This is a genomic window from Stenotrophomonas sp. YJH_SMC_81 (assembly GCF_059370875.1).
In genome coordinates this window covers 184,120-205,793 of record NZ_JCAFUB010000004.1, presented here as the reverse complement: position 1 = coordinate 205,793, position 21,674 = coordinate 184,120, and the positions used below count along the sequence as shown (strand labels likewise).

General features: G+C 67.0%; 20 protein-coding genes. 14 read left to right on the top strand and 6 right to left on the bottom strand.

Annotated elements, in window-relative coordinates; translation table 11 throughout:
* Positions 1–205: 205 nt before the first annotated feature.
* The 8 genes from lpxD (at position 206) to AC5P8U_RS10365 (ending at position 10,227) form a co-directional block, all read left to right on the top strand.
* Positions 206–1,228: a UDP-3-O-(3-hydroxymyristoyl)glucosamine N-acyltransferase gene (gene lpxD / locus AC5P8U_RS10400; protein WP_072166813.1), complete on the top strand. Its 1,023-nt coding sequence runs from the start codon at positions 206–208 to the stop codon at positions 1,226–1,228.
* Positions 1,225–1,683, top strand: coding sequence for a 3-hydroxyacyl-ACP dehydratase FabZ (fabZ, locus tag AC5P8U_RS10395; RefSeq protein WP_005415845.1), 459 nt, complete (start codon positions 1,225–1,227; stop codon positions 1,681–1,683). Before lpxD ends, fabZ begins: the two co-directional genes overlap by 4 nt.
* 16 nt (positions 1,684–1,699) lie before the next feature.
* Entirely contained in the window at positions 1,700–2,491 is a 792-nt protein-coding gene (lpxA, locus tag AC5P8U_RS10390) for an acyl-ACP--UDP-N-acetylglucosamine O-acyltransferase (protein ID WP_447897399.1), read from the top strand.
* Between the two features lie 53 nt (positions 2,492–2,544).
* Positions 2,545–3,747, top strand: coding sequence for a lipid-A-disaccharide synthase (gene lpxB, locus AC5P8U_RS10385; RefSeq protein WP_227836671.1), 1,203 nt, complete (start codon positions 2,545–2,547; stop codon positions 3,745–3,747).
* Positions 3,744–4,403 carry a ribonuclease HII gene (gene rnhB / locus AC5P8U_RS10380; RefSeq protein ID WP_049416727.1) on the top strand — a complete coding sequence of 220 codons (660 nt, stop codon included), beginning with the start codon at positions 3,744–3,746 and terminating at the stop codon, positions 4,401–4,403. Before lpxB ends, rnhB begins: the two co-directional genes overlap by 4 nt.
* Positions 4,404–4,640: 237 nt before the next feature.
* The gene (gene dnaE / locus AC5P8U_RS10375) at positions 4,641–8,228 is read left to right on the top strand and encodes a DNA polymerase III subunit alpha (protein WP_072166815.1); all 3,588 of its coding nucleotides are present in this window, start codon (positions 4,641–4,643) and stop codon (positions 8,226–8,228) included.
* A gap of 56 nt (positions 8,229–8,284) precedes the next feature.
* The gene (locus tag AC5P8U_RS10370) at positions 8,285–9,154 is read left to right on the top strand and encodes a YajG family lipoprotein (protein WP_088496935.1); all 870 of its coding nucleotides are present in this window, start codon (positions 8,285–8,287) and stop codon (positions 9,152–9,154) included.
* Positions 9,155–9,267: 113 nt separating this feature from the next.
* Positions 9,268–10,227, top strand: a complete 960-nt coding sequence (locus AC5P8U_RS10365; protein ID WP_072166817.1) for an acetyl-CoA carboxylase carboxyltransferase subunit alpha — start codon at positions 9,268–9,270, stop codon at positions 10,225–10,227.
* Positions 10,228–10,502: 275 nt separating this feature from the next.
* On the opposite strand, the gene AC5P8U_RS10360 is transcribed toward AC5P8U_RS10365, so the two are convergent.
* Positions 10,503–10,958, bottom strand: coding sequence for a CopD family protein (locus AC5P8U_RS10360; protein ID WP_227836664.1), 456 nt, complete (start codon positions 10,956–10,958; stop codon positions 10,503–10,505).
* 187 nt (positions 10,959–11,145) lie between these two features.
* Here AC5P8U_RS10360 and AC5P8U_RS10355 point away from each other — a divergent pair, with 187 nt between their 5' ends.
* Positions 11,146–11,736, top strand: coding sequence for a class I SAM-dependent DNA methyltransferase (locus AC5P8U_RS10355; protein WP_111008404.1), 591 nt, complete (start codon positions 11,146–11,148; stop codon positions 11,734–11,736).
* Positions 11,737–11,829: 93 nt separating this feature from the next.
* On the top strand, positions 11,830–13,137 hold the full coding sequence (locus AC5P8U_RS10350; RefSeq protein WP_061480170.1) for a polyhydroxyalkanoate depolymerase: 1,308 nt from the start codon (positions 11,830–11,832) through the stop codon (positions 13,135–13,137).
* Positions 13,138–13,247: 110 nt separating this feature from the next.
* Here AC5P8U_RS10350 and AC5P8U_RS10345 read toward each other — a convergent pair whose 3' ends face one another.
* Together AC5P8U_RS10345 and AC5P8U_RS10340 are read right to left on the bottom strand one after the other, a co-directional pair.
* A complete protein-coding gene (locus AC5P8U_RS10345; RefSeq protein ID WP_061480675.1) occupies positions 13,248–14,237 on the bottom strand; it encodes a sensor domain-containing protein in 990 nt (329 codons plus the stop codon).
* The gene (locus tag AC5P8U_RS10340) at positions 14,234–14,599 is read right to left on the bottom strand and encodes a PadR family transcriptional regulator (protein WP_004150914.1); all 366 of its coding nucleotides are present in this window, start codon (positions 14,597–14,599) and stop codon (positions 14,234–14,236) included. Before AC5P8U_RS10340 ends, AC5P8U_RS10345 begins: the two co-directional genes overlap by 4 nt.
* A gap of 136 nt (positions 14,600–14,735) precedes the next feature.
* Between AC5P8U_RS10340 and AC5P8U_RS10335 the strand changes: the two genes are divergently transcribed.
* Positions 14,736–15,638, top strand: coding sequence for a peptidylprolyl isomerase (locus tag AC5P8U_RS10335; protein WP_227836663.1), 903 nt, complete (start codon positions 14,736–14,738; stop codon positions 15,636–15,638).
* 564 nt (positions 15,639–16,202) lie between these two features.
* Here the strand turns inward: AC5P8U_RS10335 and AC5P8U_RS10330 are convergent.
* The gene (locus AC5P8U_RS10330; protein WP_005415833.1) at positions 16,203–17,075 is read right to left on the bottom strand and encodes a DMT family transporter; all 873 of its coding nucleotides are present in this window, start codon (positions 17,073–17,075) and stop codon (positions 16,203–16,205) included.
* Positions 17,076–17,190: 115 nt separating this feature from the next.
* On the opposite strand from AC5P8U_RS10330, the gene AC5P8U_RS10325 reads away from it, so the two are divergent.
* Positions 17,191–18,135 carry a LysR substrate-binding domain-containing protein gene (locus tag AC5P8U_RS10325; protein ID WP_088496930.1) on the top strand — a complete coding sequence of 315 codons (945 nt, stop codon included), beginning with the start codon at positions 17,191–17,193 and terminating at the stop codon, positions 18,133–18,135.
* A 68-nt stretch (positions 18,136–18,203) separates the two neighbouring features.
* Positions 18,204–18,497: a hypothetical protein gene (locus tag AC5P8U_RS10320; RefSeq protein WP_005415831.1), complete on the top strand. Its 294-nt coding sequence runs from the start codon at positions 18,204–18,206 to the stop codon at positions 18,495–18,497.
* A 31-nt stretch (positions 18,498–18,528) separates the two neighbouring features.
* Here AC5P8U_RS10320 and AC5P8U_RS10315 read toward each other — a convergent pair whose 3' ends face one another.
* The gene (locus AC5P8U_RS10315) at positions 18,529–19,341 is read right to left on the bottom strand and encodes a DUF4349 domain-containing protein (RefSeq protein WP_111008401.1); all 813 of its coding nucleotides are present in this window, start codon (positions 19,339–19,341) and stop codon (positions 18,529–18,531) included.
* On the bottom strand, positions 19,338–19,694 hold the full coding sequence (locus tag AC5P8U_RS10310; RefSeq protein ID WP_072166825.1) for a GFA family protein: 357 nt from the start codon (positions 19,692–19,694) through the stop codon (positions 19,338–19,340). Before AC5P8U_RS10310 ends, AC5P8U_RS10315 begins: the two co-directional genes overlap by 4 nt.
* A gap of 112 nt (positions 19,695–19,806) precedes the next feature.
* Between AC5P8U_RS10310 and AC5P8U_RS10305 the strand changes: the two genes are divergently transcribed.
* Positions 19,807–21,615: a DUF885 domain-containing protein gene (locus AC5P8U_RS10305; RefSeq protein ID WP_072166826.1), complete on the top strand. Its 1,809-nt coding sequence runs from the start codon at positions 19,807–19,809 to the stop codon at positions 21,613–21,615.
* Positions 21,616–21,674: the final 59 nt, after the last annotated feature.

The following is a 21,674-nucleotide window of genomic DNA, read 5'->3' as shown; positions in this document are numbered from 1 at the left end:
ACTTCCCGCGCTCGCGTGAAATCATCTGGTGATGGCGCAGGGGGCTGACCAGGACCGTTGGCGCCATGGATGGCGCCATCGAGCCCCCAGGGATGGGTTTACGGCGTGTCCTGGGCAGCCCCCTGCGCCATCGCCCCGGGACATCAGGCAGGCGCCGCTTTTGACCCTGCATGACCGCAATGGCGTCACACGTTAAACTCCCGCCGTGAATACTCCCACCTACACCGCCCAGCAACTCGCCGAGCAGTTCGGCCTGCAGGTCCATGGCGATCCCGCTACCGCCATCCATGGCGTGGCCACCCTCGCCCATGCCGGTCCTGGCCAGCTGACCTTCCTTGCCAACCCGCGCTACCGCGCCCAGCTGGCCGACAGCCAGGCCTCGCTGGTGGTGCTGCGTGCCGACGACGCCGAGTCCGCTCCCGGCGCCGCGCTCGTCGCCAAGGACCCGTACACCGCATTCGCCAAGATTGCCGCACTGTTCGACATCGCGCCGACCCGCCCGCCGGGCATCCATCCCAGCGCAGTGATCGATCCCAGCGCCCAGGTCGCGGCCAGCGCCCATATCGGCCCGTTCGTCTCGGTGGGTGCGCGCAGCGTCGTCGGCGAGAACTGCATCATCGGCACCGGCAGCGTGATCGGCGAGGACTGCAGCCTGGATTCCGGCTGTGAGCTGATCGCACGGGTCACCCTGGTCACCCGGGTCAGGCTGGGCAAGCGCGTGCGCGTGCATCCCGGTGCCGTACTCGGCGCCGATGGCTTCGGCCTGGCGATGGACGCCGGCAAGTGGATCAAGGTGCCGCAGCTCGGCGGCGTCCGCATCGGCGACGATTGCGAGATCGGCGCCAATACCTGTGTTGATCGTGGCGCGCTGGAAGACACCGTCCTTGCCGAGGACGTTCGCCTGGACAACCTGGTGCAGATTGCCCACAACGTGCAGATCGGCGCGCACTCGGCCATTGCCGGCTGCACCGGCATCGCCGGCAGCGCCAAGATCGGCCGCTACTGCCTGCTCGGCGGCCACGTTGGCGTGGTCGGCCACCTCGAGATCTGCGACAAGGTCGTGATCACTGGCAAGTCGGTGGTCCGCAACTCCATCCATGAGCCGGGCGAGTACTCGTCCGGCACCCCATTGACCGACAACCGCACGTGGCGCAAGAACGCCGCGCGCTTCAAGCAGCTGGACGCATTGGCTCGCCGCGTTCTGGCTGCTGGCAAGGAGAAAGAATGAACGATTCGCTGCAGCTTCCGATCGACGTCTGCCAGATCCAGGAACTGCTTCCACATCGCTACCCGTTCCTGCTGGTGGACCGGGTGCTCGAACTCGACGTCGAGGCCAAGCGGATCCTGGCGCAGAAGAACGTGAGCATCAACGAGCCGTTCTTCCAGGGCCACTTCCCGGGCCGCCCGATCATGCCCGGGGTGCTGATCATCGAAGCGCTGGCGCAGGCTGGCGGTGTCATGACCCAGCTCACGCTCGGCCGCGATGCGCAGTCCAAGCTGTTCTACATGGTCAAGGTGGAAAACGCCCGCTTCAACAAGCAGGTCGTGCCCGGTGACGTGCTGATGCTGGACGTGCAGATGAAGCGCCTGATCCGCAACATGGGCTGGTACTACGGCGAAGCCAAGGTCAACGGCGAAGTCGTCGCGTCGGCCGAGGTCATGTGTGCCGGCGCCAAGGGCTGATCCACTGGAGGCAGCAATGACTGACAACGCACCGCGGATCCACTCCACCGCCGTCATCGACCCGGCCGCACGCCTGGCCGACGATGTCCAGGTGGGCGCCTTCACCCTGATCGGCCCCGATGTTGAAATCGGTGCCGGCACGGTGGTGGGCCCCCATTGCAGCATCCACGGCCCGACCCGGATCGGCCGCGACAACCGCTTCGTCGGCCATGCCGCGATCGGTGGCGAGCCGCAGGACAAGAAGTTCGGCGGCGAGCGTACCGAACTGGTGATCGGCGATCGCAACGTGTTCCGCGAGTTCGTCACGCTCAACCGTGGCACCGGCGGCGGCGGCGGCATCACCACCATCGGCAACGACAACTGGATGCTGGCCTACACGCACGTGGCACACGACTGCCATGTCGGCAACTTCTGCGTGTTCTCCAACAACACCACTCTGGCTGGCCACGTGACCGTGGGCGACTACGTGATCATCAGCGGCTTCGCCGGTGCCCACCAGTTCTGCCGCATCGGCGCGCATGCCTTCCTCGGCATGGGCGCGCTGACCAATGGTGATGTACCGCCGTTCACCATGGTCGGCACCGATTCGCTGGGACGCCCGCGTGGCATCAACAGCGAAGGCCTGAAGCGGCGCGGCTTCGACGCTGACCGCATTTCGGCCATCAAGCGTGCGTACCGCACGCTGTACGTCGCGGGCCTGCCGCTGGCAGAGGCCAAGGTGCAGCTGACCGAACAGGCGCGTGACAGCGACGACGTGAAGGCGATGCTGGACTTCATCGAGCACGCCGAGAGGCCCCTGCTGCGATGAGCAGCTCGACCGGCCAGGCGCCGGCCGGCGCCGCGGTGATCCCGCTGGCCTCGATGGCCGGCAGCGTTCCCGCACAGCGGGTGCTCAGCGAGCGCCCGTTGCGGATCGCGCTGGTTGCCGGTGAAGCCTCCGGCGACCTGCTCGGTGCGGGCCTGGTGCGTGAACTGAAGGCGCGCTTCCCGAATGCCGAGTTCGCCGGTATCGGCGGCGATGCCATGCGCAGCGCCGGCTGCCAGACCTGGCACGATGCCAGCGAGCTGGCGGTGATGGGCCTGACCGAAGTGCTGCGCCACCTGCCACGCCTGCTCAAGCTGCGCTCGGCGTTCCGCCAGCGTGCGCTGGACTGGCAGCCGGACGTGTTCATCGGCATCGACGCCCCCGACTTCAACCTGGGCATCGAGCGCTGGTTGAAACAGCGCGGCGTGCGCACCGTGCATTACGTCAGCCCGTCAGTCTGGGCCTGGCGCGAAAAGCGCGCCGAGAAGATCGGCAGCAGCGCCGACCTGGTGCTGTGCCTGTTCCCGATGGAGCCGCCGATCTATGCCCGGCACGGCATCGACGCGCGCTTCGTCGGCCACCCGATGGCCGATGACATTCCGCTGCAGGGCAACCGCGAGGAAGCACGCGCCGCGCTCGGCCTGCCAGCCTCGGCCAAGGTGCTGGCGGTGTTGCCGGGCAGCCGCCTCGGCGAGATCTCGCGCCTGGGCGAGCCGTTCTTCGAAGCGGCCTGGCAGGTCTCCGAACGCATTCCGGGCCTGCACGTGGTGGTGCCTGCCGCCAACCCGGCCTGCAGGCAGCTGATCGAAGAACAGCTGTCGCGCTCGGCGCTGCCGGTGGCCTACTCGCACGTGCTGGACGGCCAGGCGCGCAACGCGATGATCGCCGCCGACGTGGTGGTGCTGGCCTCCGGTACCGCGACCCTGGAGGCCATGCTGGTGAAGCGGCCGATGGTGGTCGGTTACCGTGTCAACGAACTGACCTATCGACTGGTTAAGGCGCTTGGCCTGATCAAGGTCGACCGCTTCGCCCTGCCCAACATCCTGGCCGGGCAGGACCTGGCACCGGAACTGATGCAGCACGACTGCACGCCGGACAGGCTGGCCGCGGCCATCCAGCAGTGGTTCGACCACCCGCAGCGGGTGAGCGACCTGCAGGACACTTACGTGCGCCTGCACGAACGCCTGCGACGCAACGCCTCGGCGCGTGCCGCCGATGCCGTCGGCGAGCTGCTGATGCGCGACCAGGCCCAGGCATGAGCCGCCGCCACGCCGCAGCAGCCAGCCTGACCCTGTTCGACGGCGTGGCCGTGGTCGAGCCGGAGCGTCTTGTGGCCGGCGTCGACGAGGCCGGGCGTGGCCCGCTGGCCGGGCCGGTGGCGGTGGCGGCGGTGGTGTTCGACCCGGCGCGGCCACGGATCAACGGCCTGGACGACTCCAAGCAGCTCACCGCGGCCCGCCGCGAGCAGCTGCATGACCGCATCATCGAGCGCGCCCTGGCCTGGCACGTGGTGCTGGTGGACGTGGACACCATCGACCGCCTGAACATCTACCAGGCCACCCTGCAGGGCATGCGTGACGTCGTTGCAGCGGTCGCCCATGTGGCCGGCTTCGCCCGCATCGACGGCAATGTGGTGCCCAAGGGCCTGGTGCTGCCGGCGCAGGCGCTGGTCGGCGGCGATGGCATCGACCGCGCAATCATGGCCGCATCGATCCTGGCCAAGGTCTCGCGCGACCGCTACATGCAGGATGTGCATGCCCGCCACCCGCAATACGGCTTCGAGCAGCACAAGGGCTACGGCACTCCGGCCCACCTCGCCGCCCTGCGCGAGCACGGCCCCTGCGTGGAGCATCGGCGCAGCTTCGCACCGGTGCGTGAGTGCCTGGACCTGGCGCAGGCGGCGGCCATCGCCTGAGCCAGCTGGAGTTGTAGGGCCGAGCCCATGCTCGGCTGCTGTGGACAGCCGAGCATGGGCTCGGCTCTACAGAAGGCGGCCTCCCGCACGCCTGAATCCGGCGCCACGCCGTGCCCCTGTCAAGCCTTGTGGCAACCCCCTGCCCTCGCTACCCTGACCGGGCATTCCAGCGCTTCCCGACCCCGGCGACGAACCTCCGTCAGCACCCGGGGCCCGCGCGCTCCAACCTGGTCCGGCATGTCCAACTCCCGCTTCGTACATCTCCACGTCCACACCGAGTTCTCGCTGGCGGACTCCACCATCCGTGTGCCGGCCAAGCCGGACCAGGCGGACCCGAAGAAGGCCAAGCAGGCCAACCTGCTGTCGCGCTCGGTGGAGCTCGGCCTGCCCGCGCTGGCGGTGACCGATCTCAACAACCTGTTCGCCCTGGTCAAGTTCTACAAGGCCGCCGAAGGCGTCGGCATCAAGCCGATCGCCGGTGCCGACGTGCTGATCGCAGAGGAAGGCCAGGACCCGTGGCGGATGACCCTGCTGTGCCGCGACCGCGAGGGCTACCTGAGCCTGTCGCGGCTGCTGACCCGCGCCTGGATGGAAGGCCATCGCCCGGAAGGCGGCGTGGCCATCCACCCGGACTGGCTGAAGGCCGGCAATGCCAACCTGTTCGCGCTGGCCGGCCGGCAGAGCCTGGCCGGGCGCCTGGCACTGGACGGCAAGCATGAACTGGCCGAGCAGCAGCTGGCCGACTGGCAGCGCGTATTCGGCGATGGCCTGCACCTGGAGCTGACCCGTACCGGCCGCGAGGGCGAGGAAACCTTCAACCAGTTCGCGCTGATGGCCGCTGGCCAGCGCGGCCTGCCGGTGGTCGCCAGCAATGACGTGCGCTTCCTGTCGCCGTCGGATTTCAGCGCGCACGAAGCGCGCGTGTGCATTTCCACCGGCCGCGTGCTGGACGATCCCAAGCGTCCGCGCGAGTACAGCGACCAGCAGTACCTGAAGTCGGCCGAGGAGATGTGCGCGCTGTTCGCCGACATCCCCGATGCGATCGACAACACGCTGGCGCTGGCCGAGCGCTGCAACATCGAGATGCGGCTGGGCACCTACTTCCTGCCCAACTACCCGGTGCCCGACGACGAGACCCTGGACACCTGGATCCAGAAGATGTCGCGCGACGGCCTGGAAGAGCGCCTGGAGAAGAATCCGCTGGCGCCGGGCAAGACCCGTGAGGAGTACTTCGAGCGCCTGGAGTTCGAGCTCAACACCATCATCAAGATGGGCTTCCCCGGCTACTTCCTGATCGTGGCCGACTTCATCCAGTGGGGCAAGAACCAGGGCATCCCGATCGGTCCCGGCCGCGGCTCGGGTGCCGGCTCGCTGGTGGCCTGGGCGCTGAAGATTACCGACCTGGACCCGCTGCCGTACAACCTGCTGTTCGAGCGATTCCTGAACCCGGAACGCGTGTCGATGCCCGACTTCGACATCGACTTCTGCATGGACCGCCGCGACGAGGTGATCGACTACGTCGCCCGCAAGTACGGGCGCGAGCGCGTCAGCCAGATCATCACCTACGGCACCATGGCCGCCAAGGCGGTGGTGCGCGACTCCGGCCGCGTGCTCGGCTTCCCGTATGGCCTGGTCGACGGTGTTTCCAAGCTGATCCCGAACATCCTGGGCATCCACCTGAAGGATGCGCTGGGCAAGGGCAAGGAAGGCCCGAGCTCGGAAATGGCCTCGGCCGAACTGATCCAGCGCTATGAGACCGAGGACGATGTCCGCGACCTGATCGATCTGGCGCTGCAGCTGGAAGACCTGACCCGCAACGCCGGCAAGCACGCCGGTGGCGTGGTGATCGGGCCCGAGCCGCTGAGCGAGTTCTGCCCGCTGTACGCCGAACACGACGAAAATGGGCTCGGCAAGAACCCGGTCACCCAGTTCGACAAGAACGACGTTGAAGAAGTGGGCCTGGTGAAGTTCGACTTCCTCGGCCTGCGCACGCTGACCATCATCGACTGGGCAGTGAAGGCGATCAACAAGCGCCACGAACGCGCGGGCATTCCGCCGGTCGACATTGCCGCGATCCCGCTCGACGATGCGCCCACCTACAAGGACATCTTCGCCAACGGCAACACCGGCGCGGTGTTCCAGTTCGAGTCCTCGGGCATGCGCCGCCTGCTGAAGGACGCGCGCCCCGACCGCTTCGAAGACCTGATCGCGCTGGTGTCGCTGTATCGCCCCGGCCCGATGGATCTGATTCCCTCCTTCAACGCGCGCAAGCACGGCCAGGAAGAGATCATCTATCCCGATCCGCGCACCGAAGCGATCCTGAAGGACACCTACGGCATCATGGTGTACCAGGAGCAGGTGATGCAGATGGCGCAGATCGTCGGCGGCTACTCGCTGGGCGGCGCTGACCTGCTGCGACGCGCGATGGGCAAGAAGGTGCCGGCGGAAATGGCCAAGCATCGCGAGATCTTCCGCGAAGGTGCAGCCAAGGGCGGCGTCGACGGCCCCAAGGCCGACGAAATCTTCGACCTGATGGAGAAGTTCGCCGGCTATGGCTTCAACAAGTCGCACGCCGCTGCATACGCACTGGTCAGCTACCAGACCGCCTGGCTGAAGCGCCATTACCCGGCAGAGTTCATGGCGGCCACGCTGTCTTCGGACCTGGACAACACCGACAAGGTGGTTGGCTTCCTCGACGAGGTGCGCAACCTCGGCCTGACCGTGCTGCCGCCGAAGGTGAACCAGTCGGCCTTCATGTTCGAAGCGGTCACGCCGGACACGATCCAGTACGGTCTGGGCGCGATCAAGGGCGTCGGCCAGGGCGCCTGCGAAGCGGTGGTCGAGGAACGACTGAAGGGCGGACCGTTCAAGGATCTGCTGGACTTCTGCACCCGCGTCGGCTCGGCCAAGCTCAACCGGCGCACGCTGGAAGCGATGATCAACTGTGGCGCGCTCGATGAACTCGGCCGCAACCGTGCCTCGCTGATGCTGCAGCTGCCGGAAGTGATCAAGGCCACCGACCAGATGGCACGCGAGCGTGCGTCCGGGCAGAATTCGCTGTTTGGCGGGCCCGATCCGAGCACCGTTTCGATCCAGCTGGACCTGCCGGAAGCTGAAGAATGGCCGCTGCTGCAGCGCCTCAACGGCGAGCGCGATACGCTGGGCTTCTACCTCAGCGGCCACCCGTTCGATCCCTGGCGCGACGATGTGCGCGATCTGGTAGGCAACGACCTGGGTTCGGTGGAGAAAATCTGGAGCGCCAACAGCGGCGGCGGTGGCGGCGAGAAGCGCTGGCGCCCGGAAGTGCAGACCGTGCTGGCCGGCCAGGTGGTCGGCGTGCGCCGCAAGGGCGAAAGCCAGATTTTCATCCAGCTGGAGGACGGTCGCGGCCGGGTGGAGTGCAGCGCGTTCTCCGATGCGATGGCCGAGTTCGGCCACCTGATGACCAAGGACCGCATCCTGGTGGTGAAGGGTGGCCTGCGTGAGGACGAATTCAACGGCGGCTTCGCGTTGCGCATCCGCCAGTGCTGGGACTTCGACGAAGTGTGCGCCAACTACGCCACGCGGCTGTCGCTGCGCCTGGACCTGCGCCAGCAGCGCCCGGTCTGGGAGCGCATCAATGCCCTGCTCGACCGCCATCGCCCGGGGCGCACGCCGCTGCGCCTGGACCTGCTGCTGAAGGGCCCGCACGGCGGTGTCGCCGGCATGCTGGATGTCTCCGGGCAGAGCGCAGTGCGCATCGATTCCAAGCTGATGGAGGCGCTGCGCGCCGACCCGGCCGTACGTACGCTGAAGGTGCGCTACAGCCCGCCGTGGGCCAGCTGAGGCTGGCTACTTCGTGTTCCTGTTTTTCCCGTTCCAGTCATCAAGGACGATTGCCGATGAAGACCCTGCTGTTCCCGTTCGTTGCCGCACTGGCGCTGGCCGCCTGCTCGCCGTCGAAGATCGAGTTCCAGATCGACAACCCGACCGACACGCCGCTGGCGCTGAGCATCGACGGCCAGGACCTGCCAGTGGCTGCGCACGGCTCGCGCCCGGTCTCGCTGGCCATTGGCGAGCATCGCCTGCACACCGACACGCTCGGCGATGTGCGCTTCATCGTCTACGTCGATGGCCGCGGCGGCCTGATCAACCCGACCCTGAGCGAGTACGTGATCGCTCGCGAGGTCTATGTCACCGACGAGAGCAAGCTGAAGAACTTCGGCACCGGCAAGGCCGGCATCGAGCTGGGCGGCGTCGACTTCGAGGGCCCGTTCGAGAAGAGCCACGAACTGTTCATCGACAAGACCTGGACCTACGGCGTGCGCGAACCCTTCCCGACGGAAAAGGTGGTGGCCCACGTCGACGCCAGCGGCGGCCAGATCGTGGCCAAGGTGTTCACGGCACCGGATTTCATCGCCTACGTCGAAGAAGGCATGGGCGAACCCGGTGCATTCAAGCGCGAACAGCCGGCCGGCTACGTGGCCCCGGCGTTCAGCCTGGAACCGGCCCCGGCCAGCCTGCCGGCACTCGACCCCGCCTTCGAGGCGCACGCCGCGCCGCTGCGCGAGGTCTATGCCCGCTGGCTGAAGGCCACCACCGCCGATGAACAGAAGGCCCTGCGCAAGCAGGACTTCGACGCGCAGATGGCCTTCACCTCGGCTACCGCCGCCCTGGGCAGCGGCCTGGGCCGGGAGGCCAACGAGGCCTACAACGACTTCGTTTCCCGGCGCAGCCAGTTGATGGGCCGCAGCGCCCTGGTGGTGCCCTGAGCTGACTGGCGCCGCCTGCCCGGCTGCGCTACCGTCGCCTTCCAGACGAAGGCGTACGGGTGGTTTGCACGCATTCGGCTAGAATTGCCCCCTTCTTTACACGACGGCTTCCGATGAATCCGAACTACCTCGACTTCGAGCAACCCATCGCCGACCTGGAAGCCAAGATCCAGGAACTGCGCAACGCCAGTGCCGGGCCGGCGGTCAATGTCGAGGCGGAAGTGCACGCGCTGCAGGACAAGCTGCGCATGCGCACCGCGCAGATCTTCCGCAACCTGACCTCGTGGCAGGTGCTGCAGCTGGCCCGGCACCCGTCGCGTCCGTATACCGCCGACTACATCCGCGTCATGTTCGATGAGTTCCAGGAGCTGGCCGGTGACCGCGCCTTCGCCGACGACAAGGCGATCATGGGCGGCCTGGCCCGCATCAATGGCCGCGCGGTAATGGTGATCGGCCACCAGAAGGGCCGCGATACCAAGGAAAAGATCAAGCGCAACTTCGGCATGCCCAAGCCGGAGGGTTACCGCAAGGCGCTGCGCCTGATGAAGATGGCCGAGCGCTTCGGCCTGCCGGTGCTGACCCTGATCGACACCGCCGGCGCCTGGCCGGGTATTGACGCCGAATCGCGCGGGCAGTCCGAGGCCATCGCGCGCAACCTGATCGAGATGGCCGAGCTGAAGGTGCCGATCATCTGCACCGTGATCGGTGAAGGCGGCTCCGGCGGCGCGCTGGCGCTGGGCGTGGGTGACCGCACCGTGATGCTGGAATACGCGGTGTACTCGACCATCACCCCGGAAGGCTGCGCCTCGATCCTGTGGAAGGACGCGGGCAAGGCCAAGGAAGCGGCCGAACAACTGGGCCTGACCGCCCCGCGCCTGAAGAGCCTGGGCCTGGTCGATAAGGTCGTGCGCGAGCCGACCGGTGGCGCCCACCGCAACCCGACGCAGATGGCCAAGCGCCTGAAGGCCGTGCTGCTGAACGAGCTGGACGCGCTGGAGAAGCTGTCCACCGAACAGCTGCTGGAGCAGCGCTACGCGCGCCTGCGCAGTTACGGTACGTACGAAGCGGCCTGATTCATCGGCTTGTTACTTTCTTGCTCGTGCAAGAAAGTAACCAAAGAACACGCCGCCGAACGCGAGCCGGTGCCACGCACCGGTTCCCTGCGCTTCTCGGTGAATCAGGGGACGGCGCCGAACTCGCTGCGCTCAGACATCGGCGCCTCTTCGCCCCTGTTTCACCTGCGATGCTCGGCTCGCTCATGGCGGACCTGAACATCAAAAGCCACAGCTGCACCCAGTAGATCCACGCCATGCGTGGATGCATCTGTGCGATGCGCTGCGCGCCCCGTTCAGAACGGCTTGGCCAGCACCAGCCACACGATCGGAATGAACGCCAGCAGCGGGATCTCGTTGATCCAGCGCAGCGCGCGCGACGACGGCAGCGCCCTGCCCTTGGCCACGCCCTTCAACAGACGGCCGATCCAGCTGAAATACACCAGCAGCACCGCCACCAGGCCCAGCTTGGCGTGCAGCCAGCCAGCGCCGCCCGGCGCGACCATGGTCGGGAAATCCGGGATGACCTTGTAGCCCAGCCACAGCACCAGGCCCAGCACAAAGGCCAGGCCGAACATCGAGTGGCCGAAACGGTACAGGCGCAGGCCCATCAGCTGCAGGCGCTCGGTCACCGCCGGCTGGCCTGCGGTCTCGGCCAGGTTGACCAGGATGCGCGGCAGGTAGAACACCGTGGCCATCCACGCCACCACGAATACGATGTGGAAGGTCTTGACCCAGTAGTAGCTCTGCATGCGCTCGCTCCGGCGGCTGGCGTAGATGGGCGCCTATTGTCGCAGTAGAGCCACCTCCTGGGTGGCTGCCGCGTCCAATCGCCGCATCAGGACAGCCATGCATGGCGTGGCTCTACTGCGGGTCCGCCACACCCGGGGGCGCAACGCCGTACGATAGGCACCGTTTTCCCCGATCGCGCACCGCCCCATGGACAAGACCTACGACGCCGCCTACTTCCAACGCTGGTACCGCCGCGCCGACATCGGCGGCAGCGCCCGCCTGGCGCGCAAGGTTGCCCTGGCGGTGGCCAGTGCCGAGTACTACCTCGAACGACCGATCCGCAATGTGCTGGACATCGGCTGCGGCGAAGGCGCCTGGCGCGCACCGCTGCTGAAGCTGCGTCCGAAGGTCGAATACCTGGGCTTCGACAGCAGCGAGTACGCTGTGCGCCGCTATGGCCGCACCCGCAACCTGCACCTGGCCAGCTTCGGCGACTTCGCCTGGCTGCGGCCCTGCGCCCCGGTCGACCTGCTGGTGTGTTCGGACGTGATGCACTACGTGCCCGACCGCGAGCTGCGCGCCGGCCTGTCCGGCGTGGCCGAGCTGACCGGCGGTGTGGCCTTCCTGGAGACCTTCGCCGCCGAGGACGCGTTCGAAGGCGACCACGACGGCTTCCAGGCCCGCCCAGCACGCTGGTATCGGCGGACGCTGGCCCGGCACGGCCTGCAGCCGGTCGGGTCGCACTGCTGGCTCGGCCCCGCCCTGGCAGGCGATGCCGCCGCGCTGGAACGGATGTGAATCCAGATTCATTATTTTCAGCCAACTTAACCTGCGGGACACCCGGATGGGATATGCTGCGCGGCAACATATGACCATACATATTCGGTCGTCATGCTCTATCAACTGCACGAACTGACCCGCAACCTGCTCGCCCCCTGGGTGCACCAGGCCCAGGCCAACGCCAGATTCTTCGCCAACCCGGGCCACTGGTGGTCGCAGATGCCCGGCGCCGATCGCCTGGCGGCGGTCAATGAGCTGTTCCACCGCATCGGCAAGGATTACGAGAAGCCCGAGTGGGGCATCAACGAAATCGAGGTCGACGGCGAGCGCGTGCCGATCGTCGTGCACGAGGAAGTGAGCAAGCCGTTCTGCAAGCTGCTGCGCTTCAAGCGCCACAGCAATGAAGCCGAACAGCTGCACACCATGCTCAACCAGCCGTTCGTGCTGGTCGTGGCACCGCTGTCCGGGCACCACGCCACGTTGCTGCGCGATACCGTGCGCACGCTGCTGCGCGACCACCGTGTGTACGTCACCGACTGGGTGGACGCGCGCATGGTGCCGGCCAACGAAGGCGAGTTTGGCCTGGACGATTACATCGCCTACATCCAGGAGTTCATCCGCCATCTGGGCGTCGAACGCCTGCACGTGGTCAGCGTGTGCCAGCCGACGGTACCGGTGCTGGCCGCGGTTTCGCTGATGGCCAGCCGTGGCGAGCCGACACCGCGCACCCTGGTGATGATGGGCGGCCCGATCGATGCACGCTGCAGCCCGACCGCAGTGAACAACCTGGCCACGCAGAACCCGCTGTCGTGGTTCGAGAACAACGTCATCCACACCGTGCCGGCCAGCTATCCCGGCGCCGGCCGCCGCGTGTATCCGGGCTTCCTGCAGCACGCCGGCTTCCTGTCGATGAACCCCAGCCGCCACTTCAGTTCGCACTGGGATTTCTACACCGACCTGGTCAAGGGCGACCTGGAAGACGCCGACGCGCACCGTCGCTTCTACGACGAGTACAACGCGGTGCTGGACATGCCGGCCAAGTACTACCTGGATACCATCCGCGTGGTGTTCCAGGACTTCCTGCTGCCGCGTGGCGAGTGGGTGGTCAATGGCGAGAAGGTCGATCCGTCGGCGATCCGCGATACCGCGCTGCTGAGCATCGAGGGCGAACTGGACGACATCGCCGGCCTCGGCCAGACCGAAGCAGCGCAGGCGCTGTGCACCGGCATTGCTGCTGACCGCCGCGAGCATTTCATCGTCGAAGGCGCCGGCCACTACGGCATCTTCAGCGGCCGTCGCTGGCGCGAAGTGGTGTACCCGAAGGTCCGCGACTTCTTCGCTGCGCATGCCGAGGCACCGGCGGCAAAGGCCACGAAGAAGAAGAGCAACGTCACTCCGTTGCGGCGAAAGGCGGGGTAACTCCCCGCGGTGGGGTCGGATCCCTTTCCAACGGAAAGAGCTCTGACCCAGCATGATGGGATCCGGGGTCAGAGCCCTGTTCTGCGAACAGGGATCCGACCCCTGGCCTGTTACAACCGCACCAGCAGGTTCTTGGCAATCAGCCCGTGCAGCTTGCCGATGCCCCGTGCCAGGTGCATCGTCAACAGCAGCAGCAGCACGCCCACGGCTGCGATCACGATGCCCACCAGCGGCGAGGCGGCCATCGGCAGCACGTTCACGCCATCGACGTAGACACCCGGAATGTCACCGCTGAACAGCGCGGCCACCGGCGCCCAGATGAACCCCAGTGACAGCGACAGCAGCGTCACCGCGATGGTGAAGTAGACCACGCCCAACGGCAGCATCAGCACGAAGTACAGCAGGGTCAGCCAGGTACGGCCATCGGTGAACATGTCGCCGATGCGCTGCAGCCACGTGCGGCTACGGTCGGTGTAGCGCGGACGGCGCGGCATGCGCTCGCCCAGCAATGCTTCCACCAGCCGCCCTTCCAGCAGCGCCAGCCCGCGCACCGAGCCGAAGAACAGCACGGTCAGCGGAATCCCGACGATCAGGATCAACAGGCCGAGCGAGAGCGACAGGCCGGTCACCACCCAGGTGAAGAAGAAGATGCCGGTGGCCAGCGACAGCAGCATGTAGAACAGCGCGCCATAGGTATGCGGATCGGCCACCACGCCGAAGAAGCGCGCCAGCAGTGAGCGTTGCACTGGCGCCGGCGGCGGCGCAGCCGGTTCGACGCCGCTGGCTTCGGCGGCGGCACGCAGTACCGGCGCGGTATCCGCACGCGGCGTACGCAGCGCGCGGTTCACCGTCACTTCGGTCTCGCGGTAGATGTCGGCCACTTCGTCCGGCGCGCCATAGCTGCCGGCAACATCGGCGATCACCTCGGCCTCGCTGCGGCCGGGCTGTGCTGCCAGCTCCGAACGCAGGTATTCCTCGGCGTCGTACAGCGCGTCCTGCACCATCGCCGGATCGGCGCCCTCCAGCGCCGCGCGCAGCTGCGCCAGGTACTGCGGAATGGTCGTGGGCAGGGCACGGCCTGCCAGGCTCGGGTCGTTCATTGCGGTACCCCCTCCAACACGGAATCGACGGAATCACGGGTGGCCTGCCACGCTTGGCGCCACTGCGCCAGCACCTCGCGGCCACGTTCATTGATGCGGTAGTAGCGTCGCGGCGGCCCGCTGCTGGACGGCTCCACATGGCTTTCCAGCAGGCCGGCGCCCTCCAGGTTGCGCAGTACCGGGTACAGCGCGCTCTGCTTGCCGCTCAGCACGCCCTCGCCCACCCGCTCCAGCTCCTTGGCAATGAGGTAGCCGTACAGCGGCTCCCCGGCCCGGGCCAGCACCGCCAGCAGGGCCAGCGACACCGTTCCGGCGCTGAGCTCCTTCTGGAACTTCTTCAGGTGGACATCGTCCTCGGACATGGCCGGCCCTCCACTACGTTGAAGTCCACAGTAGTGCGAAGTTCGGTATAGCGAATGTGTCGTTAGTCACTCTGCCGGTTGGCGTGACCGAATTGCTCGCGCAGAATCGAAGCCTCGTTCATGTTCCGGGGTTTCCATGCCGCACCGTCGTCGCCTTGCCCTGACCGCCCTCGCCCTCGCCTTCCTGCTGCCCGCCGTGGCCAGCGCGGCCACGCCCTACCGCAGCCCGCAGCAGATCCTGGACGCTTCGGCCGCCAGCGACTGGCGCACCCCCGACCCGGCCAACCTGCTGTACATGGACCTGCCGGCCGGGCGGGTGATCATCGAGCTGGCACCGCAGTTCGCCCCGCGCCATGTCGCCAACATCCAGACCTTCGCCCACGAGCATTTCTGGGACGGCACCAGCATCTACCGCTCGCAGGACAACTTCGTGGTGCAGTTCGGCGATGCCGACGCCGATGACGCGGCCAAGGCCAGGCCGTTCGGCAGCGCCGCGCGCAAGCTGCCGGCCGAGTTCGAACGCGCCAGCGCCGGCCTGAAGGTCAACGTGCTGCCGGATCGCGATGGCTGGGCCGCACAGACCGGATTCGTCGACGGCTTCCCGGTCGGCCAGGACCCGCAGGCCGGCAAGACCTGGCTGGCGCACTGCTACGGCATGCTCGGTGCCGGCCGCAGCAACGAGGAAGACAGCAGCATCGGCGCCGAACTGTACGTGGTGACCGGGCAGTCACCGCGCCAGCTCGACCGCAACATCACGCTGGTTGGTCGCGTGCTGAAGGGCATGGAGCTGCTCAGCGCAACGCCGCGCGGACCGGCGCCGATGGGCTTCTACACCGACCCGAAGCTGCGTACGCCGATCATGTCGATCCGCCGCGCCAGCGATGTGCCGGCGGCCGAGCGCACGCCGATCCAGGTACTGCGTACCGACTCGAAGACCTTTGCCGATACGGTGGAGGCGCGGCGCAACCGCGTGGATGATTTCTACAAGCGCCCGGCGGGGCATATCGACCTCTGCAATATTCCGGTGCCGGTGAAGTAACGCCGTCGCGGATTCTGCGCGAGGCGCGTGCTGAAGGGGCTTCATTGTTCATGGGCGTCACTTTTCTTTTCGCGCGAAAAGAAAAGTAACCAAAAGAAACGCGCCGCCGGGTCGCGAGCCGCCGTGCTTCGCACGCCGGTCCCCTGCGCTTCTCGGTGAATCAGGGGACGGTGCCGAACTCGCTGCGCTCAGACATCGGCACCTCTTCGCCCCTGATTCCCCTGCGATGCTCGGCTCGCTCAAGGCGGACCCAGTTCAAAGGCCACAGCTGCACCCAGTAGATCCACGCCATGCGTGGATGCTCTTGCTGTTGATCTTGACCTTCCAGTCCGCCTTGAGCGAGCCGAGCACCGCAGGTCCGGCGAGGGCGAAGAGGCGCGGGTGTCTGAGCGCAGCGAGTTCCCGCGCCGTCCCTCGACGGGCGGAGGAGCGCAGGGCACCGGTGCGCAGCACCGGCTCGCGGCCGGCGGAACGTTTCTTTTGGTTACTTTTCTTTGCGTACAAAGAAAAGTAACGCCCATGAACAGTGAAGCACCTTCAGCACGTGCCACGTGCAAAAACGTCTCAGCCCTTCTGACTCACCGCCACGCTACCCAGAATCAACGCACCGGCAATCAACATCTGCAGCGTCACCGCCTCCCCCAGGAACAACCACGCAAACGCCGCGCCGAACAGCGGAATCAGGTAGGTCACCGTCGACGCCCGCGACGGGCCGATACGGCCGATCAGGCGATAGAACATCAGGAACGCCAAGCCGGTACAGGCCACGCCCAGCGCGATCGCAGCGCCCCAGGCCTTCACCGGAATCGCCGCCTGCGGCCAGTGGCTGACCGCCATCGGCAGCATCCACAGTGAGGCGCACGACAGCGTTGCCGCCGCGGCGGCGGCCGACGGCAACCCGGTCATGTGCCGCTTCACCAAGTTCACGCCCAGGCCGTACAGCAGCGATGCCGCCGCACCGGCCAGCACTGCGGTGCCGATGCTCAGGCCGGAAACCTTGGCCGTGGCCAGCACCACCACGCCGGCGAAGCCGACCAGCAGCGCCCCGGCACGGCGCATGCCGATCTTCTCGCCGAAGAACAGGAACGCGATCAGCGCGGCGAACAGCACCGTCATCGCATTGCAGATCGCACCGATCGCAGCCGGCGCCTGCTCGGCGGCATAGGCAAACAGCACGAACGGCAGCGCCGAATTGATCAGGCCGATCGGCGCCAGCCACAGCCAGCGCCGCGGCGGGAACTGCGCGCGGGCGCGCCACAGGAACGGCAGCAGCACCAGCGCGCCCAGCGCCAGCCGCACCTCGACCAGCGCGAATGGGCCGAACGACGGCACCGCCACCCGCATGAACAGGAACGAGCAGCCCCAGATGGCGCCCAGCAGGGTCAATTCCAGCGGCGTGCGCCAGTCGCGCTCGGCCGCCTGTGGGATCGCATTCATGTCCTGCCTCCGTCCATCGTCTGTTCCTCGCCAAGGCAGACAGGATCAGGCGCAGACGCCCGCCGCACAAGCGCGTAGTATCGCTGTCAGCCACAAATATGGTTTGAGGCTCGACATGCTGCTCCGTCCTTCCCTGCTCCCCGCACTGGCCGTGTTCGCGGTCGCCGCACGCCACCAGAATTTCGCCCAGGCCGCGCAGGAGCTGCACCTGACCGCCAGCGCGGTCAGTCACCACGTGCGCCGCCTGGAAGAAGTACTTGAAGTTCGCCTGTTCCTGCGCCACGCCCGCGGCGTGCGCCTGACCGCCGAGGGCCGGCAGCTGGCCGACGCCGCCAGCGCCGCCTTCACCGATGTCGCGGCGGTGGCCCATCACCTGCAACCGGATGCCGACAGCGTGCCGCTGCGGATCACCACGCTGCGCTCGCTCTCGTACTGCTGGCTGCTGCCGCGACTGCCACGCTTCACCCAGGCCTATCCACACATCCGCATCGAGCTGCACACCGGCAGCGGGCTGGACCGCTACGACGACAACGGACCGGAAGTCGGCATCCGCTACGGGCTGGGCCAATGGCCGGGCCTGCGTGCACAGCACCTGATGGATGACTTCCTGTTCCCGGTGGCCTCACCGGCGCTGGCCGGGGTCGAAGCACTGGTTGATCCGGCGCGCATCGCCGGCCTGCCGCTGCTGACCGACCTGTCGCCGCAGGGCTGGCGTGACTGGTTCCGCCACGCCGGTGTGCGCCCACCGTCGCCCCTGCCGCCGATGCACACGTTCGCCGACAGCACCGACGCGATGCGTGCGGCGGTGTATGGCATGGGCGCGGTGCTGGCGCGCACCCACATCGCCCAGCCCTACCTGCAGCGCTACGAGGTGGTGCGCCTGCCCGGTCCGGCATTGAAGGCACGCTATGCCTACCACGTGGTGCACGCAGAAGGGCAACCGCCGAGCCCGGCCGCGCGCCTGTTCATCGACTGGTTGCTGGAACAGGCGCAGGACGAGCGCACGCCGGTCCCGGCATTGCCGGACAGCCTGCTCGGGCGGCCGGCGACGCACGCCTGACTGCGCCCTCACCCGTTCTTTGCCTCACGCTGGCTAGGCTGCTGGCGAACCCACAACGTACCTATGCCATGGCCATGCTGCGACTGCGCATCACCGGAACCGAAGACGACGCCCGCGCCATCAGCGACCTGCTGCTCGGCCTGGACGGCATCGAACATGTCGAGGAAACCGACGACCTGATGCCGCATATGGACGACGACGATTCCAGTTCGGCCGGGCTGTCCGATGACATCGGCCCGGGCATCCACGAGTTGGAAGTGGAAGTCGGCAATGAAAGCACCGCGCAGAAGGTGCGCGATGCGGTGCAGGAACTGGCGCTGGAGCTGGATGTGTTCGTCGAGTACGAGACCGACGAGGGCTGATGCCGGCTGACGGCCGGCATCAGCCTTCACCTCAGCGGTTGGGCGGTAGCTTGCGGCGGCGACGCCACCATGCCCGCACACCCCAGGCCGCGATCAAGGCCAGCACGGCCACCGGCAGCAGTGCGGCCGCAGCGCGGATCAGGAACGCGATGCTGGTGCTGAGGATGCCGCCCGACTCGCTCAGCGCCTCACCGATCTCGCTGCGGCTGCGCTGGCCAGAGGTGGTGTCGAAGTGGATCGCCACCAGCTGGGTATCGATGCGCCGGCGCTGCTGCGCGGCATCCTTGTCGGCCTGCTCGACACCCGCCTCGATCTCCGACAGGCGCGTGGTGATCGCCATCAGGTCTTCGATCTTCAGGTCCTTGCGGTCCTGGTAGGACAGCAGGCGGGCGTGTTCCTTTTCAAGCCGTGCCTTGGTCAATGCCGTGTCGGCCACCGCCTGCGCGAGATCCTCGGCGCGCGTATTGCGCGACTGCAGCTTGCCGCCTTCACCAGCCATCGCGATCAGCGGCTCGGTACCCTTCGGCGCGACGCGCACCTTGACCTCGCCGCTGGGCTGCTCGCCGCCGTGCTGCTCGACCTGCAACACTGCACAGTCGCCGAACTTCGCGCTCTGGCAGGCCTGAGCGATCTGCTGGATGCGCGGTGCTATCTGCGCCGCTTCCAGCTGCACCTGCACGTCATGTTCGTAGGCCAGGAAGGCGCCTTCCGGCGAAGCGATGGCAGCCTCGGCGGCCGTGGCGCCCGCATCCCCCACCATGTCGCCCTGCTTGGCGCAGGCGCCCAGCGCCAGCAGCAGTACCGGCAGCGCCGCCCTGCGCGTCCACGCTCGCACCGGCCTCACAGTGCCGCTCCGTCGTAGGAGGTCACCGAAAGGCCCGCCAGATCGACCTGCGGCACGCAGCGCACGTTCACCGCCACCATCGGTGTGCCGGTACGCGGATCGACCGCTTCGCTGTAGGGCGCGATACCGCATTCGCGGCAGTGGTGGTGGTCGATGTGGGCCTTGTTGAAGTGGTAGGTGGCCACGTCAGCCGGATCGGTGGCCAGCTGGAACGCCGCACGCGGGGCGAACCACAGCAGGCTGCCGCGACGCCGGCACATCGAACAGTTGCAGTCGATGACGTCGCTGATCGGCGCCTCGGCCTGCACGGTGAATGCGATCCTGCCGCAATGGCAGCTTCCCTGGTATTCCATGTCCTGCGCTCCTTTGGAGGGTCCTTGAATCGGCCCATGGTAATCCTATGGCACGGGGACAAAGCAGCAACGGGGCCCTATGCTCAGGGTTTGACCCCGTACAGGAATGCCGATGCGCCCGCATCTTCTTGCCCTCGCCCTGGTCGCCGCGCTGGCCGGTTGCCAGCCGGCCGACGCCCCGACCAACGCTTCCACCCCGGCCGCCAGCCAGCAGGCAGGTGACGCGGCGGTCGATGCCGCCTTCGCCGATCTGTCCAAGCGCGCCATGGACACCTGGATGCAGCTGTCGCCGGTCAGCGCCACCCAGATCGGTGACCACCGCTACGACAGCGAGCTGGACGACCTGAGCGCCGCCGGCCAGCAGAAGACCGTGGCCGCCTACAAGGCGCTGCTGGGCGAGCTGGACAAGATCGAAGTGGCCAAGCTGGGCCGCGAGAACCAGGTGGACGCGGCGATCCTGCGCAACCAGCTGCAGTCGGAAATCTGGAACGCTGAAGTGCTGCAGTCCGGCAAGTGGGACCCGCAGCTGTACAACGGTATCGCCGGCAGCGCGATCTACGGCCTGATGGCGCGCGAGTTCGCACCGCTGCCGGAGCGCCTGAAGGCGGCGACCGCGCGCATGGAAAAGCTGCCGGCGATCTTCGCCCAGGCGCGCGAGAACCTGGATCCGGCCCGCGTGCCGAAGATCCATGCCGAGACCGTTGCCAAGCAGAACAAGGGCATCCTCAGCATCGTCGATACCTTCATCACCCCGCACATCGGCGAACTGCCGCAGGCCGACCAGCAGCGCCTGCAGGCGGCCATCGACGGCCTGAAGAAGGCCGTGGACGAGCAGCAGACCTGGCTGGACAAGACCCTGGTGCCGAACGCCAAGGGCGACTTCCGCATCGGTGCGGAGAAGTACGACCAGAAGCTGAAATTCGCGCTGAGCTCCTCGCTGTCTCGCCAGGAGATCGGTGAGCGTGCGCGCGCCGAACTCAAGCGCGTGCGCGAGGACATGTACGGTATCGCGCAGACCGTGCTGAAGGACAAGCCGGGTGCGCCGGAGATGCCGGCCCAGCCGACCGACGAGCAGCAGCAGAAGGCGATCGAGGCCGCGCTGGAACTGGCCTACGCCGACAAGCCGGCACGCGACAAGGTTGTTGACGATGCCAAGGCCGCGCTGGAGCAGTCCACCGCGTTCGTGCGCGAGCACGATCTGATGACGCTGCCCGATGCGCCGGTGGACATCATCCTGATGCCGGAATTCCAGCGTGGCGTGGCCGTGGCCTACTGCGATTCGCCGGGCCCGCTGGACAAGAACCTGAAGACCTTCTACGCCGTGTCGCCGATTCCGGACGACTGGAGCGAGAAGCAGGTCGACTCGTTCCTGCGTGAGTACAACTCGCGCATGATCCACCTGCTCAGCATCCATGAAGGTACTCCGGGCCATTACCTGGAAGGCTGGCACTCGGCCAAGTTCCCCTCGACCCTGCGTGCGGTGCTGCGTTCGGGCCTGTTCGCCGAAGGCTGGGCGGTCTACACCGAGCGCATGATGCAGGAGCAGGGTTACCTCAACAATGATCCGCTGTTCCACCTGGTGCAGCTGAAGTTCTACCTGCGCACCATCTCCAACGCGATCCTCGACCAGGGCGTGCACGTGGACAACTGGGATCGCGAAAAGGCGATGCACCTGATGACCCACGACGCGTTCCAGCAGGAAAGCGAAGCGGCCGGCAAGTGGGTGCGCGCGCAGCTGACGTCGGCACAGCTGCCGACCTACTTCGTCGGTGCGCAGGAACACTTCGACACCCGCAAGGCAGTGCAGGAGAAGCTGGGCGACAAGTTCAACCTGAAGGCGTACCACGACCAGGTGCTGTCCTACGGCGCGCCGCCGGTGCGTTTCGCCCGCCAGCTGATGCTGGACCAGCCAATCGAGTGATCGGGACGGTGTGAGACGAAGCGGAGCGGCCCGGGGAAACCCGGGCCGCTTTCTTTGTT